This is a genomic window from Azonexus hydrophilus DSM 23864, from assembly GCF_000429605.1.
Lineage (GTDB): Bacteria > Pseudomonadota > Gammaproteobacteria > Burkholderiales > Rhodocyclaceae > Azonexus > Azonexus hydrophilus.
Window position 1 is genome coordinate 267,150 of the sequence record NZ_AUCE01000011.1, and the last position, 18,092, is coordinate 285,241.

General features: G+C 63.9%; 22 protein-coding genes. 14 read left to right on the forward strand and 8 right to left on the reverse strand.

All coding sequences use genetic code 11. The features are described 5' to 3' along the window. The first annotated feature begins 92 nt into the window (after positions 1-92). Positions 93-962 carry a tRNA 2-thiocytidine(32) synthetase TtcA gene (gene ttcA, locus G471_RS0101895; protein ID WP_028993831.1) on the forward strand — a complete coding sequence of 290 codons (870 nt, stop codon included), beginning with the start codon at positions 93-95 and terminating at the stop codon, positions 960-962. Positions 963-1,024: 62 nt separating this feature from the next. Beyond that, positions 1,025-1,915 carry an adenylate/guanylate cyclase domain-containing protein gene (locus tag G471_RS0101900; RefSeq protein WP_028993832.1) on the forward strand — a complete coding sequence of 297 codons (891 nt, stop codon included), beginning with the start codon at positions 1,025-1,027 and terminating at the stop codon, positions 1,913-1,915. A 21-nt stretch (positions 1,916-1,936) separates the two neighbouring features. Here the strand turns inward: G471_RS0101900 and hprK are convergent, their stop codons facing one another. The 7 genes from hprK to recA are packed head-to-tail and all read right to left on the reverse strand — an operon-like array spanning position 1,937 to position 7,379. Continuing rightward, positions 1,937-2,872: an HPr(Ser) kinase/phosphatase gene (hprK, locus tag G471_RS0101905; RefSeq protein ID WP_028993833.1), complete on the reverse strand. Its 936-nt coding sequence runs from the start codon at positions 2,870-2,872 to the stop codon at positions 1,937-1,939. An 8-nt stretch (positions 2,873-2,880) separates the two neighbouring features. Beyond that, entirely contained in the window at positions 2,881-3,330 is a 450-nt protein-coding gene (ptsN, locus tag G471_RS0101910; RefSeq protein WP_028993834.1) for a PTS IIA-like nitrogen regulatory protein PtsN, read from the reverse strand. Positions 3,331-3,381: 51 nt separating this feature from the next. Then, the gene (gene hpf / locus G471_RS0101915) at positions 3,382-3,705 is read right to left on the reverse strand and encodes a ribosome hibernation-promoting factor, HPF/YfiA family (RefSeq protein ID WP_028993835.1); all 324 of its coding nucleotides are present in this window, start codon (positions 3,703-3,705) and stop codon (positions 3,382-3,384) included. A gap of 14 nt (positions 3,706-3,719) precedes the next feature. Further along, positions 3,720-5,174 (reverse strand): RNA polymerase factor sigma-54, encoded by a 1,455-nt coding sequence (locus G471_RS0101920; protein ID WP_028993836.1) that lies wholly within the window; start codon positions 5,172-5,174, stop codon positions 3,720-3,722. 24 nt (positions 5,175-5,198) lie between these two features. Beyond that, a complete protein-coding gene (gene lptB / locus G471_RS0101925) occupies positions 5,199-5,933 on the reverse strand; it encodes an LPS export ABC transporter ATP-binding protein (RefSeq protein ID WP_028993837.1) in 735 nt (244 codons plus the stop codon). Then, entirely contained in the window at positions 5,930-6,364 is a 435-nt protein-coding gene (recX, locus tag G471_RS0101930) for a recombination regulator RecX (RefSeq protein ID WP_028993838.1), read from the reverse strand. The genes lptB and recX overlap by 4 nt, the downstream gene beginning before the upstream one ends. Then, complete coding sequence (gene recA / locus G471_RS0101935; protein WP_028993839.1) at positions 6,357-7,379, reverse strand: recombinase RecA; 1,023 nt, start codon at positions 7,377-7,379, stop codon at positions 6,357-6,359. Before recA ends, recX begins: the two co-directional genes overlap by 8 nt. 212 nt (positions 7,380-7,591) lie before the next feature. Here recA and G471_RS0101940 point away from each other — a divergent pair, with 212 nt between their 5' ends. The 10 genes from G471_RS0101940 to dsbD are packed head-to-tail and all read left to right on the forward strand — an operon-like array spanning position 7,592 to position 15,778. After that, positions 7,592-7,795 carry a hypothetical protein gene (locus G471_RS0101940; RefSeq protein ID WP_028993840.1) on the forward strand — a complete coding sequence of 68 codons (204 nt, stop codon included), beginning with the start codon at positions 7,592-7,594 and terminating at the stop codon, positions 7,793-7,795. After that, positions 7,796-8,476 (forward strand): pseudouridine synthase, encoded by a 681-nt coding sequence (locus G471_RS0101945; RefSeq protein WP_028993841.1) that lies wholly within the window; start codon positions 7,796-7,798, stop codon positions 8,474-8,476. Positions 8,477-8,518: 42 nt separating this feature from the next. Next, positions 8,519-9,937: a high affinity choline transporter 1 gene (locus tag G471_RS0101950; protein ID WP_028993842.1), complete on the forward strand. Its 1,419-nt coding sequence runs from the start codon at positions 8,519-8,521 to the stop codon at positions 9,935-9,937. Positions 9,938-9,968: 31 nt separating this feature from the next. After that, positions 9,969-11,042, forward strand: coding sequence for a VanZ family protein (locus G471_RS0101955; protein WP_028993843.1), 1,074 nt, complete (start codon positions 9,969-9,971; stop codon positions 11,040-11,042). A gap of 42 nt (positions 11,043-11,084) precedes the next feature. Next, complete coding sequence (locus tag G471_RS0101960) at positions 11,085-11,393, forward strand: (2Fe-2S) ferredoxin domain-containing protein (protein WP_028993844.1); 309 nt, start codon at positions 11,085-11,087, stop codon at positions 11,391-11,393. After that, on the forward strand, positions 11,390-12,028 hold the full coding sequence (locus G471_RS0101965; protein WP_028993845.1) for an alpha/beta hydrolase: 639 nt from the start codon (positions 11,390-11,392) through the stop codon (positions 12,026-12,028). The genes G471_RS0101960 and G471_RS0101965 overlap by 4 nt, the downstream gene beginning before the upstream one ends. Further along, positions 12,016-12,933, forward strand: coding sequence for an ATP-binding cassette domain-containing protein (locus G471_RS0101970; RefSeq protein ID WP_028993846.1), 918 nt, complete (start codon positions 12,016-12,018; stop codon positions 12,931-12,933). The genes G471_RS0101965 and G471_RS0101970 overlap by 13 nt, the downstream gene beginning before the upstream one ends. Beyond that, on the forward strand, positions 12,933-13,691 hold the full coding sequence (locus tag G471_RS0101975; protein WP_043420606.1) for an ABC transporter permease: 759 nt from the start codon (positions 12,933-12,935) through the stop codon (positions 13,689-13,691). Before G471_RS0101970 ends, G471_RS0101975 begins: the two co-directional genes overlap by 1 nt. 9 nt (positions 13,692-13,700) lie before the next feature. After that, positions 13,701-14,018, forward strand: coding sequence for a divalent-cation tolerance protein CutA (gene cutA, locus G471_RS0101980; protein ID WP_028993848.1), 318 nt, complete (start codon positions 13,701-13,703; stop codon positions 14,016-14,018). Continuing rightward, positions 14,015-15,778, forward strand: coding sequence for a protein-disulfide reductase DsbD (gene dsbD / locus G471_RS0101985; RefSeq protein ID WP_043420609.1), 1,764 nt, complete (start codon positions 14,015-14,017; stop codon positions 15,776-15,778). The genes cutA and dsbD overlap by 4 nt, the downstream gene beginning before the upstream one ends. A gap of 13 nt (positions 15,779-15,791) precedes the next feature. Here the strand turns inward: dsbD and G471_RS0101990 are convergent, their stop codons facing one another. Further along, a complete protein-coding gene (locus G471_RS0101990) occupies positions 15,792-16,382 on the reverse strand; it encodes a phosphatase PAP2 family protein (protein ID WP_245580484.1) in 591 nt (196 codons plus the stop codon). A gap of 217 nt (positions 16,383-16,599) precedes the next feature. Here G471_RS0101990 and G471_RS0101995 point away from each other — a divergent pair, with 217 nt between their 5' ends. After that, complete coding sequence (locus G471_RS0101995) at positions 16,600-16,839, forward strand: acyl carrier protein (RefSeq protein ID WP_028993851.1); 240 nt, start codon at positions 16,600-16,602, stop codon at positions 16,837-16,839. Positions 16,840-16,842: 3 nt separating this feature from the next. After that, complete coding sequence (locus tag G471_RS0102000) at positions 16,843-18,090, forward strand: beta-ketoacyl-[acyl-carrier-protein] synthase family protein (protein ID WP_028993852.1); 1,248 nt, start codon at positions 16,843-16,845, stop codon at positions 18,088-18,090. Positions 18,091-18,092 lie beyond the last annotated feature (2 nt).

The window sequence follows — 18,092 nt, forward strand, 5'->3', positions numbered from 1 at the left end:
ATTCTAATTCGCCGGGCCGGTTTGCCGAAGGAAGCGTGTAAACTTGCGGGTTGCTGCAATTCAGCCAGGCCCATCGCGAAGACTTCCCGACCATGAACACGCCCGTATCCGCCAATCTGCAAAAACTCCGCAAATTCCTTGAAGGCCGCACCGGCAAGGCCATCATGGACTACAACATGATCGAGGACGGCGACACCATTCTGGTCTGCTGTTCCGGCGGCAAGGATTCCTACACCCTGCTGGCGATGCTGATGGCGCTGCAGCAGCGGGCGCCGGTCAAGTTCCGCCTGATCGCCATGAACCTCGACCAGAAGCAGCCGGGTTTCCCGGAAGATGTCCTGCCGCGCTATTTCGAATCGCTGGGTATCGAACACCGCATCGTCGAAGCCGACACCTATTCGATCGTCAAGGACAAGATTCCCGAGGGCAAGACCACCTGTTCGCTGTGCTCGCGCCTGCGCCGGGGGATCATCTACCGTACCGCCAAGGAACTTGGCGCCAACAAGATCGCCCTTGGCCACCACCGCGACGACATGGTGCATACGCTGTTCCTGAACATGCTGTTCGGCGGCAAGATGAAGGCCATGCCGCCCAAGCTGGTCACCGACGACAAGGCGCATGTGGTGATCCGGCCGCTGGCCTACTGCTCGGAGGCCGATATCGCCAAGTTCGCCCGCGGCATGGAATTCCCGATCATTCCCTGCAATCTGTGCGGTTCGCAGGAGAACCTGCAGCGGCAGAAGATCAAGGAAATGATGCACGACTGGGACAAGCGCTACCCCGGGCGTACCGAGGCCGTGTTCACCGCGATCCAGAACGTCGTACCGTCCCACCTGGGCGACAACAATCTGTTCGATTTCCGCAATCTGACGCTGGACACCCCGGTCGAACAGGGCGATATCGCGTTCGACAGCGAGGAAATGCCCATCAGCGGCAGCATACCGATCAATCCTGCTGCATGACGGCCCGCTGTCAACCGGCGGACTTCGTCATATAATCAGCCGTCCAACATCCGATCTTGCCCATGAACGCGCAGCACCCGATTCCTGTCATCATGGTTGCCGACATTTCCGGCAGTGCTTCGCTTCACCAGCGTTTGAACGCGCAAGAGGCGGATCGGGCCATTGACCGCTGCATCAAGCGCATGAGCCGCTCGGTCGAGGGCTATCAGGGCAAACTCCTGCAAACCGCCGGCGACGAAATCCTGGCCATTTTCCCGAGTGCCGAATCGGCCTGTCAGTCGGCCATCGACATGCACCAACGGGTCGCCGACCTGCCGCCAATCTCTGGTCACAAGCTGGGCATCCGCATCGCCCTGCACGATAGCGACGGCGCCGAGGCGCCATCGGCCGGCAAGCTGACCAGCATCATGCGCATGGCGGCGCTGGCCACCACCGATCAGATCCTGTGCAGCGGGCCGGTCGTTCAGACCCTGCCGGCCAGCGCCGTCGTTCAGGCCAACCCGCGCCCGGACATCGACAATCTGTTCGAACAGGATGCCGTCGTTCCGGTGTTCCAGATTCACTGGCCCGCACAGAATGGCGCGCCGGCGCCGCAGCACTCGATGTTCGGCCCACTCAGCCACAAGCTGGCCGAGCGCCTGTGCCTGCGCTATCGGGGCAAGGCCTACCTGATCGACGACAACACGCCGGTCCTCAGCCTGGGACGCGATCCATCCTGTGCCATGTTGATCCAGAACCGCAAGGTGTCACGCATGCACGCCCGCATCGAACGGCGCCGCGATGGTTATTACCTGATCGACACCAGCACCAACGGCAGTTTCCTGAGCATGCAGGGGCGCCAGGAAATCACCCTGCGCAAGCATGAAATCCTGCTCGAAGGCAGCGGTGTCGTGTGTTTTGGCAGTTCGCTCAACGATCCGGCAGCTGACCGGGTCGAATTCGAACACCTCTGAGCGACTCGCCGCTAACGCGGCTCAGACGTCGTCGTCGTTCATCATGCGGCTCTGCCGCTCGACGAAGTCCTGCATGCTGTCGATGCCGCGATATTGCAGGATGGTGTTGCGTACCGCGGCTTCCATCAACACCGCCAGGTTGCGCCCGGCAGCCACCGGAATCACCACCTTGCGGATCGGCACGCCAAGCACATCCTGGCTTTGTGCGTCGAGCGGCAGACGCGGCGCGTCTTCCATGGCAATCGTGCGCTGCAGGTGCACGATCAGCTTCAATTTCATCTTGCGGCGCGAGGCGGTCTCGCCGAAGATGGTGCGGATATTGAGCAGGCCGAGGCCGCGGACTTCGAGGAAATCGCGCAACATGCCTGGGCAGCGGCCTTCGATGGTGGTCGGCGCAATCCGGGCCATCTCGACCACATCATCGGCGACCAGGCCATGGCCGCGCGAGATCAGCTCCAGCGCCAGTTCGGATTTGCCAACCCCGGAATCGCCGGTAATCAGCACGCCCATGCCGAGCACGTCCATGAACACGCCGTGCAGGCTGATGGTGTCGGCCAGGCGCGCCGACAGGTAGATGCGCAGGTGATCGATGACCGCCGAACAGTGCTTGGGCGACAGGATCAGCGGCACGTCGGCGGCCTTGCAGGCATCGACGATGAATTCGGGGGGCTTCAGGCCGTCGGCGACGATCATCGCCGGCGTGCGGGCCGACAACAAGTCGATGAACATCTGGCCGAAACGCCGCTCGCCGATGCGCATGGCCCAGTCGTACTCGGCCTGCCCCATGACCTGCAGGCGTTCCGGGTGGATGATGTTGATGTGGCCGACGACGTCGGCGCCGTAATTGCTGGCGGCCTTGAGCTCGATGCGCCGGTCGTTGCGCTGACCGGCCAGCCAGTTGAACAACAGCTTTTCGCGGTTGTCCTGGTACAACTGCTCCAGGCTGATGTGCCGCACGGCGCCGGTCAGGACTTCTTGAACAGTGCCAGCACCGCTTCGGCGTCCGGGGCGGCCTGCAAGGCTTCGCGGAAGGCGCGGTCGGAAAAGCGCTGGGCCAGTTCGGACAGGATCTGCAGATGCTCTTCGGTCGCCTGTTCCGGTACCAGCAACACGAACAGCAGGGTGACCGGACGGCCGTCCGGGGAATCGAAGGGGATCGGCGTCGCCAGACGGATCAGCGCGCCGGCGGCCTGCTGGAGGCCCTTGATCCGGCCGTGGGGAATGGCTACACCCTGGCCAAGGCCCGTGGAGCCGAGTTTTTCGCGTGCGAACAGGCTGTCGAAAATCAACGAACGCGACATGTCGAGCCGGCTTTCGAACAGCATGCCGGCCTGTTCGAAAACACGTTTCTTGCTGCTCGCATCCAGGTCAAGCAGGACCTGGTCGGCAGTCAGAATGTTGTCTAGAGGGTTCATGAGAACTTTGCAGCAAAGAAACCGCACCCCGAGGGGTGCGGTCGGTCAGGCTTAGTCGTCGATGTGCATCGACGGCTTTTCGCCACGATGGTGGTCCTGCAGCTTCTGCTTGTACTTCTGGACCTGGCGATCGAGCTTGTCGAACATGGCGTCGATGGCGGCGTAGAGATCGTCCCCGGCTTCCTCGACATGCATGTCCTTGCCCGGAACGTGAACGGTGACTTCGGCCTTCTGCTTCAGCTTTTCAACGGAAAGCACGACGCTGGCGCCGGTAACCTTGTCGAAATGACGGAGCACGGGATCGAGCTTGTTCTCGACGTATTCGCGCAGTGCCGGAGTGACTTCGATATGGTGACCGCTGATTTGCAGATTCATTTTTTCTCCTCTCTCTACAGGGTCTTGCGTAAATTGACCGGTGGGATGTTGAGCGATTCACGGTATTTGGCAACCGTGCGTCGGGCAACGACAATTCCCTGCTGGCCTAGTATTTCGGATAATTGACTATCCGACAAGGGCTTCTTGCCATCTTCCGCCGAAATCAATTGCTTGATCAGGGCACGAATGGCCGTGGCAGAACAGGCACCACCAGTATCGGTGGACACATGGCTGCCGAAGAAGTATTTCAGTTCGAAGATGCCGCGCGGCGTGGCCATGTATTTCTGGCTGGTAACGCGGGAAATCGTCGATTCGTGCAGGCCGAGCAAGTCGGCGATCTCGCGCAGCACCAGTGGCCGCATCGCCACTTCGCCATGTTCGAAGAACTGGCGCTGGCGGTCCACGATGGCCTGGGTGACGCGGTGGATGGTATCGAAACGCTGCTGGATGTTCTTGATCAGCCAGCGGGCTTCCTGCAACTGGCCGCTCAGGTTGCCATTGCCGCGACGCTGGCGGGCGAGGATGTCGGCGTACAGGCGATTGACGCGCAGGCGCGGGTAAGCATCCGGGTTGATGTAGGCGGTCCATTTACCCTTGAGCTTCTTCACGATCACGTCGGGCGTGATGTAGCGCGCTTCGTCCTGCGCATAACCGGCGGCCGGCCGCGGATTGAGGCTGGTGATCAGTTCGTGCGCACCACGCAGGATTTCGTCGTCGCAGCCGGTCAGGCGGCGGATCTTGACGAAATCGCGGGCAGCCAGCAATTCCAGGTGCTTGTCGGCAATGGTCAGGGCCAGCGTGCGCTCGGCGCAATCCTCTTCGACCTGCAGTTGCAGCAGCAGACATTCGCGCAGGTCGCGGGCACCGATCCCGGTCGGATCGAAATTCTGGATATGGCGCAGGGCGATTTCGAGCTCCTCGAGCTCGACCTCGTACTCGGGCGGCAGGGTTTCCAGCAGTTCTGCCAGCGGCGTGGCGAGATAGCCGTCGTCGCTGAGTGCTTCGATCAGGAAACGGACCAGACTGCGATCGCGATCGCTCAACTGGGTCATCCCCAGTTGCCAGCCGAGGTGCTCGCGCAGGCTGACGCTGGAAGCGTGGGCGTCCTGCGGATCGTTGTCGTCTTCCTCGTCGCGGCCGGCGCCGGTGAAGGTGCCGGCATCGCTGGACCAGCGATCGTCGTCGACGTCACCGGGCGTCATCGGCGGCTCACCCTGGGCATCCTCACGCGACTCGCTCGCCGGTGCGGGTTCGCTGACCGGCTTGTCGGGCGAATCGAACTGCTGGGCACCGGCGAAGGACTCGCCCGGTCCGTCGTCGTCGCGCTCGAGCATCGGGTTTTCCAGCAGGTAGCGTTCTATTTCCTGCTGCATCTCGACGGTCGACAACTGCAGCAGCTTGATCGACTGCTGTAATTGCGGCGTCAGGGCCAGATGCTGCGAAAGCTTGAGCTGAAGTGCCGGTTTCATTGATGCAATCTTGGTTTGGCGAGATCAGAGGCGGAAATGCTCGCCGAGGTAAACCTTGCGTACACTCTCATTGTCGACAATTTCCTCCGGACGTCCAGAGGAAAGTACATGACCGGCGTTGATGATCACCGCGTGATCGCAGATGCCGAGCGTCTCGCGCACATTGTGATCGGTGATCAGGACCCCGATGCCGCGTTCCTTGAGGAAGCGGATGATTTTCTGGATTTCCAGCACGGCGATCGGATCGACCCCGGCAAACGGCTCGTCGAGCAGGATGAAGCGCGGATTGGTCGCCAGCGCCCGGGCAATTTCAACGCGCCGCCGCTCGCCACCGGACAGTGCCGCTGCATTCACGTGGCGGACATGGGTGATGTGCAGTTCGTTGAGCAGGCTTTCCAGCCGCTGGCTGCATTCTTCGGCCGGCAACTTCTGCAGTTCGAGCACGGCGAGGATGTTTTCCTCGACGTTGAGCTTGCGGAACACCGAGGCTTCCTGCGGCAGGTAGGACAGACCGGTGCGGGCGCGTGTATGCATCGGCTGGTGGGTGAGGCGCTCGTCGTCGATATAGACTTCGCCGCCATCGGCGGCCACCAGGCCGACGATCATGTAGAAACAGGTGGTCTTGCCGGCACCGTTCGGCCCGAGCAGACCGACCACTTCGCCGGAGCGCACCGAGAAGGACACGTCCTCGACGACGGTGCGCGCCTTGTAACGCTTTTTCAGGTTGTGCGCGGACAGAGTGGCGGTTGGCTGGCTCATTCTTCACTGGCTCCGCGCAGGGTCTGGCGGATCGCTTCTGCAGAAAAGCCGCGATATTGCAGGAAACGCATCTGTTTGGCACGTTCTTCTGCAGATTGGGGGGGCTGCCCGAATTTTTTCGCCCAGATCGCCCGGCAACGTTCACCCTCGTCGCCGGCCTCGGGCAGGGCGGCTTCGATGTCGCCATCGCTGACGCCCTTGTGCCGCAATTCCTGGCGCAGGCGGCCATTGCCGTAGCGATTGGCACGCGCCGAAACTCGCTGGCTGGCATAACGGGTATCCGACAGCAGGTGCTCGGCCTGCAAGGCATCGAGCACCGCCGTCAGGGCTTCTTCACTGTCGGCATGCGCCGCGAGTTTGGCATGCAGTTCGGCCCGGCTATGATCTCGCCGGGTCAGGCACTGCAAGGCACGCACCCGCAGATCAGCCATTGGCGGCCTTGCTCGGCTTGATCACGGTGGTGCTCGCCGCTTCGCGGATGCCGGCTTCGATTTCCTGGGCGATTTCCGGGTGCGACTTGAGGAACTCGCGGGAATTGTCTTTACCCTGGCCGATCTTCTCGCCCTTGTACGAATACCAGGCACCGGATTTGTCGACCAGCTTGTGGGCAACGCCCATTTCGACGATCTCGCCCTCGCGGGAAATCCCCTCACCGTAGAGGATGTCGAAGATGGCCTCGCGGAATGGCGGCGATACCTTGTTCTTGACCACCTTGACGCGGGTTTCGCTGCCGACCACCTCGTCGCCCTTCTTGATCCCGCCGATGCGGCGGATGTCGAGACGGACCGAAGCGTAGAACTTGAGCGCGTTGCCGCCGGTGGTGGTTTCCGGCGAGCCGAACATGACGCCGATCTTCATCCGGATCTGGTTGATGAAGATGACCAGCGTGTTGGTTTTCTTGATGTTGGCGGTCAGCTTGCGCAACGCCTGCGACATCAGGCGGGCGTGCAGGCCGACCATCTGGTCGCCCATCTCGCCCTCGATTTCGGCACGCGGGGTCAGCGCGGCCACGGAGTCGACGACGATGATGTCGACCGAGCCGGAACGGACCAGCATGTCGGCGATTTCCAGCGCCTGTTCGCCGGTATCGGGCTGCGAGATCAGCAGTTCGCCGACATTGACGCCGAGTTTCTGGGCGTATTGCGGATCGAGCGCATGTTCGGCATCGATGAAGGCAGCGGTACCGCCAAGCTTCTGCATTTCGGCAACGACCTGCAGACAGAGCGTGGTCTTGCCCGACGATTCCGGGCCGTAGATTTCGACCACCCGGCCGCGCGGCAGGCCGCCGACGCCGAGTGCGATGTCGAGGCCGAGCGAACCGGTCGACACGACCTGGATGCCCTCGTCGATTTCGGCATCACCCATCTTCATGATGGAGCCCTTGCCGAACTGCTTTTCGATCTGTTGCAGCGCTGCGGCGAGCGCCTTTGCCTTGTTGTCGTCCATGTTCATACCTCGAAACGTTATGTGGATTATGGCACAGGGCCATGGATGGAACAAAAATTGCTCAATGGATACATCGAAAGCCGTTTTGCCGAAATGACAATGGCAATCACGGATTTTAGGGAAGATGACGACAGGCGCGGTATATTCTTCGCCCCTTGCGCAAGCCGCCGGAATTCCGGTTCACCAAACACTGTACAACTATACAGTATTCAATGAAAAAACCATCACTTCGCTTATTTGTCTTCAGCGCCTTGCTGCTGACCACCGCGACCCAGGCCGCACCCGCGCCCTGGCACTGGTGGGTGAGCAAGGCGGACGGTGCGCGCATCTGCATGCAGACCCCGCCGGGCGAGGGCTGGGCCTACAGTCGCGGCCCTTACCGCGATGCCCGGTGCACACTGCCGGCCCGTCGCTGAATGAGCCGCTATCTGCCGCCAGCCGAGCCGCTGACGATCATCCACGTCGATGACGGGCTGGTGGTCGTGGACAAGCCGTCCGGGCTGCTCTCAGTCCCCGGCCGCGGCGAGGACAAGCAGGATTGCGTGATCAGCCGCCTGCAGCGCGATTTCCCGGAAGCGATGATCGCCCACCGACTCGACATGTCGACCTCAGGACTGCTCGTCGTGGCGCGTGGCGAAGCCATGCAGAAGGCGATGTACAAACTGTTCCGCGACCGTGCCGTGGACAAGCGCTATCTGGCCACGGTCGCTGGCGTGGTCAAAATGAACGCCGGCGAGATCGACCTGCCGCTGATCTGCGACTGGCCGAACCGCCCCCGGCAGATGGTCAGCCATGAACTGGGCAAGCCTTCGCTGACCCGCTTCCGCGTCATCGAACGCTGCCCGGCCGAACAGCTGACGCGGGTCGAACTTGAACCCGTGACCGGCCGTTCGCACCAGTTGCGCGTCCATCTGGCCGCGCTCGGCCACCCCATCCTGGGCGACGAACTCTACGCCGGCGCTGCCGCCGAACGGGCGCCGCGCCTGTTGTTGCATGCGGCAGAAATTGCCTTCGTCCATCCGCAAAGCGGCAAGCCGGTGAAATTTGTCAGTCCGGCACCGTTTTTTCCCTTCGCCGACGCCGCAATAACCTTATAATCCCTCGCGTTTTCAACCCCTTGCCATCGTCGACCCCACGCCATGCTGATCTGGTTCGTCGTCATCTATCTCGTCATTTCCATCGGCATCGGCCTGTACGCCGCGACCCGGGTTCATAGCGCCCGTGACTACATCGTCGCCGGCCGCAATCTGCCGTTTCCCATCGTCCTGGCCATGGTTTTCGCCACCTGGTTCGGCGCCGAAACGGTACTCGGCATTTCCGCCACCTTCATTGACGAGGGCTTTCGCGGGCTGATCTCCGACCCGCTCGGCGCCTCGGTCTGCCTGGTGCTGTTCGGCCTGGTCTTCGCCCGCCCGCTGTATCGCCTCAACCTGCTGACACTGGGCGACTTCTTCCGGGTCCGCTACAACCGCAACACCGAAGTCGCACTATCCACCGCCATCATCATTTCCTACCTGGGTTGGGTCGGCGCCCAGATGGCTGCACTCGGCCTGGTCTTCAACGTTCTCTCTGACGGCGCCATCGCTGTCAACCACGGCATCCTCATCGGCGCCGGCATCGTCCTCGTCTACACCCTGTTCGGCGGCATGTGGTCGGTGGCAATGACCACCTTCGTCCAGATGATCGTCATCGTCCTCGGCCTGATCTACGTCACCTGGCTGGCCGGTGACATGGCCGGCGGTTTCACGGTGGTGCTCGACAAGGCCAGCAGCGAGGGCAAACTCAACTTCCTGCCGACCGCCGACCTGATCGACATCCTGTCGTGGATTGCCGCGCTGCTGACCATGGCGCTGGGCTCGATCCCGCAACAGGACGTGTTCCAGCGCGTCAACGCCTCGAAAAACGAGTGGGTTGCCGTCTGGGGCACCACCATCGGCGGCCTGTCCTACTTCTTCTTCGCCGCCGTGCCGCTGTTCCTGGCCTATTCGGCAACAATCATCGACCCGGCCATGGTCGAGCGTTTCATGGCCGAGGATTCGCAACTGATCCTGCCGCAACTGATCGTCAATTACATGCCGATGGCGGCGCAGATCATTTTCTTCGGCGCCTTGCTGTCGGTGATCATGAGTACCGCCTCGGGTACCTTGCTGGCGCCGGCGGTGACCTTCTCGGAAAACATCCTGCGCGGCTACATCCGCGACATGAGCGACCGCCAGTTGCTGCTCGCCACGCGCGGCGCAGTCGTCGTCTTTACCTGCCTGGTCGCCACCTACGCGGTGTCGACCAATGCCACCATCCATCACATGGTCGAAAGCGCCTACCGGATCACCCTGTCCGGCGCCTTCGTGCCGCTGGTCGCCGGCCTGTTCTGGCGCCGCGCCAACAACCTCGGCGCCGCGCTGGCGATCACCTTCGGCATCGGCACCTGGCTGTTCTGCGAACTCTTCGTTCCCGAGGGCGACATCGAGCCGCAACTCTACGGCCTGATCGCCAGCGCCATCGGCATGCTGATCGGCGCCTACCTGCGCCCAGCCCGCGACGTCGCCACGGCAAGCTGACGCGAACGTGCGCAGGGCCTAGAATTCCACCATGTCCCAACATGGTCGGCGCCCCCTCGTTCTCGCCCGTTACCTGGCACTGGCCTGGTGCGGGCTGATCGTCTACGGCAGCCTGCACCCGTTCAGCGGCTGGCAGGATCTGGGCGTCCCGCTGCTGGCCTTCCTTGAGGCCGGCTGGCCCAAATACTGGACCGCCTTCGACCTGGCCGCCAATGTCGCCGTCTATCTGCCGCTCGGCTTCTTCCTGGTCCTTGCGTTGAGCCGCTTGCCCGGGCGTTTCACCGCCTTGTGCCTGGCCACGCTGCTGGCCGGCGGGCTGAGCCTGGGCATGGAAGTCCTGCAGAACTGGCTGCCGACCCGCATTCCGTCGAACCTCGACCTGGCCTGCAATACCCTGGGCGGGCTGATCGGCGCCATCTGGGCGCAGCATCTCGGACCACGGGTGTTTTCCCGTCTCGAATCGACGGCCCACCGCCTGCTGGCGCCGCTGCCGCACGGCGAGCTCGGCCTGACCTTGCTGGGCCTGTGGATGATGGTGCCGCTGTCGCCGGAAACCCTGCTGTTTGGCGCCGGCGACTTGCGCCAGCTACTGTCCTACACGCCGCCGATTCCGTTTTCGGCCGACAGCTATGCGCTGATCGAAGCCGGCATCACTGCCTGCAATGCCGTCGCCGTCGGCCTGATCCTGCGCGGGCTGCTGGCCAGGCGGCGTTTCGCCTACCTGATCGTGCCGATGTTCCTGCTCTGCGGACTGGCGGTACGCATGCTCGGTGCTGCCATCCTGGTCAGCCCGGCCGAGGCCATGGCCTGGCTGACGCCGGGCGCCCGCCAGGGCCTGCTCGCCGCCGCCGCCGTACTGCTGTTGAGCCTGTGGTTACCGGCCCGCGCCAGCCTGCTGCTGGCCGCCCTGGCGCTGATCGCCGGCACCCTGCTGGTCAACCTGGCGCCGGCCAATCCGTACTCCGCCGCCGCACTGGCCGCCTGGCGGCAAGGGCACTTTCTCAATTTCAACGGTCTAACCCGGCTGGTCGCCAGCCTCTGGCCCTTCCTGGCGCTGCCTTTCCTGTGGCTGACCGTCAGGGGCATGCGCTGGCGTTCCACGTGAAACGGCGCCGCCTATAATGGCTGGCTCTAACGGAGATCAACAATGAGCTATTTCCAGCACCACGTATTCATCTGCACCAACCAGCGCGAGGGCGGTGAAGCCTGCTGCAACAACGTCGGCGGCAGCGATGCCTTCGCCTACGCCAAAGACCGCATCGGCGCCCTCAAGCGCAATGGCGCCGGTGCCGTGCGCATCAACAAAGCCGGCTGCCTTGGCCGCTGCGACAACGGCCCGGTGATGGTCGTCTACCCCGAAGAAACCTGGTACAGCTTCGTCGATAACGAGGATGTCGAGGAAATCGTCCAGGAACACCTGATCAATGGTCGCGTCGTCGAACGCCTGAAACTATGAAAGTTCTCGAAGAAAAAATCACTGTCGCCGGCCCGGTCGGCAACATCGACGTCATCATGGAGCGCCCGGATGCGCCGCGCGGCATCGCGCTGATCGCCCATCCGCACCCGATCGGCGGCGGCGCCAACACCAACAAGGTTGCCTACACGCTGGCCAAGACCTTCGTCAGTCTGGGCTACGCCGCCTTCCGCCCGAATTTCCGCGGCGTCGGCGGCACCGAGGGCGTGCACGATGAAGGCATCGGCGAAACCGACGACCTGCTCGCCGTGCTGCACGACGCCAAGCTGCGCTGCGGCGACATCCCGGTGGCACTGGCCGGTTTCTCCTTCGGCGCCTACTGCCAGACGCGCGTCGGCAAACGCCTGGAAGAAGCCGGGCATCCGGCCCAGCGCCTGGTGCTGGTCGGCACCGCCGCCGGTTTTGTCGAAGGCACGCGCCAGTACGACACCGAGAAGGTGCCGCACGACACCATCGTCATCCACGGATCAAGCGACGAAACCGTGCCGCTGGACAACGTCCTCGCCTGGGCGCAGCCGAACGACCTGCCGGTCGTCGTCGTTCCCGGCGCCGATCACTTCTTCCACCGCCGCCTGCACCTGATCCGCGACATCGTCACCCGCGCATGGCGGCACTAGACGTTTCCGGCCTGAAGAAGCGCTACGGCGACAGTGACGTCGTCGCCGGGCTGTCGTTCGCCGTCGAACCCGGTACCTGTTTCGGCCTGCTCGGCCCCAACGGTGCCGGCAAGACGACGACGCTGCGCCTGTGCCTCGGCCTGACGGCGCCGGACGCTGGCGACATCACCCTGGCCGGCCGCGCCATCCCGGCCGACGCGCAAGTCGCCCGGGCCAAGGTCGGCGTCGTGCCGCAGTTCGACAATCTCGACCCGGATTTCACCTGCGCCGAGAACTTGCTCGTCTTCGGCCGCTATTTCGGGCTCAAGGATGCCGACGTCCGCCAACGCATCCCCGCGCTGCTGGAATTCGCCAGCCTGACCAGCAAGGCCGACGCCCGCATCGCCACGCTGTCGGGCGGCATGAAGCGGCGCCTGACCCTGGCCCGCGCGCTGGTGGCCGACCCGGACATCGTCTTCCTCGACGAGCCGACCACCGGCCTCGACCCGCAGGCCCGCCACCTGATCTGGGAACGCCTGAAGAAACTGAAATCGGCCGGCAAGACCCTGATCCTGACCACGCATTTCATGGACGAGGCCGAGCGCCTCTGTGACCGCCTGATCGTCATCGACCACGGCCGCAAGATCGCCGAAGGCAGCCCGCGCGAACTGATCGCCACGCACATCGAACCGCAGGTCGTCGAAGTCTTTGACGAAGCCGCCGGCACGCTGCCCGCCTTTGTCGACGCGCATCGCCAACTGGCCGATCGGGTCGAGCAGAGCGGCGAAACCGCCTTCTTCTACTGCCGCGACCCGCAAGCGCTGCTGGCCGCGCTGGCCGGCGCCGACGGCCTGCGCTACGTGCATCGCGCTTCCAACCTGGAAGACGTGTTCATCAAGCTGACCGGGCGGGAGTTGAGAGACTGATGAACCGCCCCGGCTTCTTCCCCGTCTGGCAGCGCAACTTCCTCGTCTGGAAGAAACTTGCGCTGCCGTCCATCCTCGGCAACCTGGCCGACCCGCTGATCTACATGCTCGGCCTCGGCTACGGCCTCGGCGCCATGCTGCCGGAGATCGGCGGCCAGCCCTACATCGCCTTCCTGGCAGCCGGCACCATCTGCGCCTCGACGATGAACGCGGCGACCTTCGAGGCCTTGTACTCGTCTTTCTCGCGCATGCACGTGCAGAAAACCTGGGACGCCATCCTCAACACGCCGCTCGGGCTGACCGATGTCGTCGCCGGCGAGCTGTTCTGGGCGGCGACCAAGTCCTTCTTCTCCGGCTGCGCCATCCTCGTCGTCGTCACCGCCATGGGCCTGACCAACGGGCCGCTGGCGCTGTTCATCCTGCCGGCCATCGTCCTCACCGGCCTGGCCTTTGCCGCGCTCGGGCTGATCTGGAACGCGCTGGCGCCGTCCTACGATTTCTTCATGTACTACTTCACGCTGTTCATCACGCCGATGACGCTGATTTCCGGGGTGTTCTTCCCGACCGACCAGTTGCCCGGCTGGCTCGCGCTGATCGGCGCCTGGCTGCCGCTGGCCCAGGGCGTTGCGCTGGTACGGCCGCTGCTCGCCGGCGAGGTGCCGGCCGACATCGCGCTGCACGTCGGCGTACTGCTGGCGACCACGGCCATCGCCTTCACCATCGCTTTGCGCCTGACCCGGCGCCGCCTGCTCAAGTAAAATCGACCAATGGAAAACCTGCTCGTCCTCACCAACTGCCCCGACGAAGAAGTCGCCAATGCCATCGCGCTGGCGGTCGTCGAGGAAAAACTGGCCGCCTGCGTCAATATCCTGCCGCGTGTGCAGTCGGTCTATCGCTGGCAGGGCACGGTCGAATCGGCGTCGGAAATCCCGCTGCTGATCAAGACCACGGCGGCCGCTTATCCGGCCTTGGAACAGCGGATTGCCGAACTGCACCCCTACGCGGTGCCGGAAATCATCGCCCTGCCGATCACCCACGGCCTGCCGGCTTACCTGAACTGGCTGGCCGCCGAGACACGCCAATGATCATGCGCACGCTCTTCCTCCTCTTCGCCTTCCTGGCCTCGCTGGTCCATGCCCAGGAATTCCTCGATCCGCTGGTTGCCTTCAAGCCGAGTGCCCGGGCACTTGACGGGGAAACGGTCGAGATTCGCTACGAGATCGCCAAGGATTACTACCTCTATGGCGACAAGTTCCGCGTCCATCCGGTCGACGACAGCATCGTCCTCGGGCCGCTGCAGGTGCCCAAGGGTAAAGAAAAGAACGACGAGAATTTCGGGCTGGTCGAGGTTTTCTACAAGGAAGCAGTCTTCCGGGTGCCGGTCGAGCGCAGCAGCTCCGGCGAATTGCCGCTGCGTCTGGACGTCATCTCGCAGGGCTGTGCCGACGCCGGCGTTTGCTATCCACCGCAGACCCAGAGCGTTGCCGTCGTCCTGCCCGACCCGGCGAGCACACCCAGGGCGGCGCCGATGGCCAGCACCGCATCATCCGGCGACGAAAGCGGCTTGATTGCCCAGACGCTGAGGGACGCCGGTTTCTGGTCCATCCTCGGCATCTTCTTCCTGGCCGGCCTCGGCCTGTCGCTGACCCCCTGCGTTTTCCCGATGATTCCCATCCTCTCCGGCATCATCGCCGGTCAGGGGCATCGGGCAACGCGGGGCAGGGCGCTGGCGCTCAGCCTCGCCTACGTCCTCGGCATGGCCGTCACCTACGCCGCTGTCGGCGTCGCCGCCGGCCTGACCGGCACGCTGCTCACGGCGGCGCTGCAGAACGCCTGGGTACTGGGCGCCTTTGCGCTGGTCTTCGTCGTCCTGTCGCTGTCGATGTTCGGCTTCTACGAACTCCAGTTGCCGACCGCGCTGCAGAGCAAGCTGTCGGAAGAAAGCGGTCACCTGCAGGGCGGGCGCGGCATTTCGGTGTTCCTGATGGGCGCGCTGTCGGCGCTGATCGTCGGCCCCTGCGTCGCCGCCCCGCTCGCTGGCGCGCTGCTCTACATCGGCCAGACCGGCGACGCGCTGCTCGGCGGCACGGCGCTGTTCGTCATGGCCCTGGGTATGGGCGCGCCGCTGATCGCCGTCGGCGTGGCCGGCGGCTCGCTGCTGCCGAAAACCGGCCCGTGGATGGAAGGCGTCAAGAAGACTTTCGGCGTGCTGCTGCTGGCCACTGCGCTGTGGCTGCTGTCGCCGGTGATTCCGGCAGTCGTCGAGATGATCGGCTGGGCGCTGCTGTTCATCGTCCCGGCGATCTACCTGCACGCGCTCGACCCGCTACCGCCGCACGCGAAGAACTGGCAGAAATTCTGGAAGGGCATCGGCATCGTCTTGCTGCTGACCGGCGCCGCGCTGCTGGTCGGCGCCCTGGCCGGCAGCCGCGACCCGCTGCAGCCGCTGGCCGGCCTGCGCGGTGGCGCGATTGCCGCCGAAGCACAGAAGTTGCCGTTCGAGCCGGTACGCTCGGTGGCCGAACTCGACGCCCGCCTGGCCGCCGCCGACCGGCCGGTGATGCTCGACTTCTACGCCGACTGGTGCGTATCGTGCAAGGAAATGGAGAAACTCACCTTCACCGACCCGGCCGTGCGCGCCAAAATGTCCGGCTTCATCCTGCTCAAGGCCGACGTCACCGGCAACACCGCCGACGACAAGGCCTTGCTCGCCCGTTTCGGTCTCTACGGCCCACCCGGCATCATCTTCTTCACCCCAAAGGGCGAGGAAGTCCAGGGCGTGCGCGTGGTCGGTTTCCAGAATGCCGAGAAATTCCTGGCCAGCCTGCAACAAGCGACTGGCTAAGCAGTCCCGTCGTTCATAAGCGGGATATTCCACAGCGGTGGCCGACATGGCGTAGCGAGATCAGCGCGAATGCCAGACCGACCACGCCCCCGGCCAATACATCGAGTACGACATGCTGACGCGTAGCCACCGTAGACCAGATGATCAGCAGGCAGCAGGCCCAATTGACCCAGATCAGCAGAGCGGGCGCGGCAATATTCCGTAACACCCGAGCCAGCCAGCAAGCTGCGAAAACGGCCGAGCCTACATGCAATGAGGGACAGGCATTGCCGCCGGCGTCCATACCCTTGATCAACGCCATCTGCGGATACTGCCGCCAGTCGATGTCGGCCAGCGGAACGGCAGTCGGCCAAAACCAGAAAAGGCCGAGGCAGAACAGGCAGAGGGCAGCAATCCAGGCACCGAAGCCAAGCAACGAACGCAGGCTGCCGAGCAGTGCCGGCGCTAGCGACACATAGACCCAGAGCGAGACATAAAAAGGGTAGGCCAGCGGGGTAAACGGAATCCAGCGATCAATGAATATCTCGGGCATGGTCACCGCCGGCCGCAGGGGATACTGCAGGACGGCGAAATACCCCCAGAAAAACAGGGCCATGAAAGTCATGGTCCCCACCGCCTTGAGCGGCCAAAGCAAGGCAATGCGACTGATCACCTGCCGGTGCCAGGGCAAACTGCAGGAGCAATCGGAAAGGTTTAGGCGCATGCGGAAAAAGGAATTAATGGCGGGCACATGGTATCAAATCCCGGACAGCCGCCCGTCATGACATCAAACCGGGGACAAATCTTTGGAAAACAGGGGCTTTCGGCTAGAATCCGCGCCTATGGATTGCATTGGACTGATACGCGAATTTCTCAAGGACCGCCTGGGCGCTGACCCGGAGGCAGTGGTGCCGGGTGCCCTGCTGGCCGACCTCGGTGTCGATTCGCTGATGATGCTCGAACTGATGTTCGAGTTCGAAGATCACTTCGGCATCAAGCTGGCGTCCGACCTCAAGACCCCGGGCACCGTTGGCGAGCTGGTCGAGCTGATGGACCGCTTGATCGCCCAACAGAAGTCCTGAGCGATGAACCGGCGGCGGGTGGCAATTACTGGCCTCGGGCTGGTCAGTCCCTACGGTGGCGATCCGGCGGATTTCTTCCAGCGGCTCTGTGCGGGGGAATCGGCAGTTCGTCATCTGCTGACCGACGACGCGCCGCGCCCCTTGTCGATGCCCTTCGTCAGTTGCCCCGACTTTGATCCTGATACCGCTCTCGGCAAGCCGCTGGCCTCGATGATGGACCGTTTCGCCCAGCTCGGCATGGCCGCAGCCTTTGCCGCCTGGGACGATGCCGGCCTGGCCCGGCACGAGGAAGGCAACACGCGTGACCGCTGGGGCTGCGCCTGGGGCACCGCACTCGGCGGCACGCTGGCCTACGAGAAGGGCTACCGTGAACTCTGGCAGAAGGGTCGCGAACGCCTGTCGCCACTGGCCGTGGTGCTCGGCATGAACAACGCGGCCAACGCCCACATTTCCATCCAGCTCGGGCTGGGCGGCGTCAGCATGAGCCATACCGTTGCCTGTGCCTCGTCGTCGATCGCCATCGGCGAAGCTTTCCGCCGCGTCCGTTCGGGCGAGGCGACGATCATGGTCACCGGCGGCTCCGATGTCCCGCAGGCATACGGTGTTGCCCGTGCCTGGGAAGCCCTGCGCGTGCTTGCTCCCGGCGATGCCGACAGCGCCCCGCGCGCCTGCCGGCCGTTTTCAGCCGACCGCCGCGGCCTGGTGCTGGGTGAGGGCGGCGCCGCGCTGATCCTTGAGGACTGGGACCACGCCGTCGCTCGGGGCGCCCACATTCACGGCGAGATCGTCGGCTACGGCAGCAGTTGCGACCACAGCCACCTGGTCAAGCCGGACGCCGCCGGACAGGTCCGCGCCCTGCGCGACACGCTGGACGACGCCGGCCTCGACAGCAGCGACATCGATTACGTCAATGCCCACGGCACCGCCACCGCCGAAGGCGACCCGGTCGAAATTGCCGCCCTGAAAACGGTTTTCGGCGACGCCGCCGGCCGCCTGGCGGTCAGCGCCACCAAGTCGATGCACGGTCACCTGCTCGGCGCCGCCGGCGCAATCGAGGCAATTGCCACCGTCCTCGCCCTGCGCGAACAGCACCTGCCGCCGACCGCCCACCTGACCGAGCTTGATCCGGCCTGCGCCGGCGTCGACCATGTCACCGTCGCCCGCCAGCAGCCGCTGCGGGCCGCCCTTTCCAACTCCTTTGCCTTTGGCGGCAGCAACGCCGTGCTCGCGTTCCGCGCCGTCGCCTCCTGAAG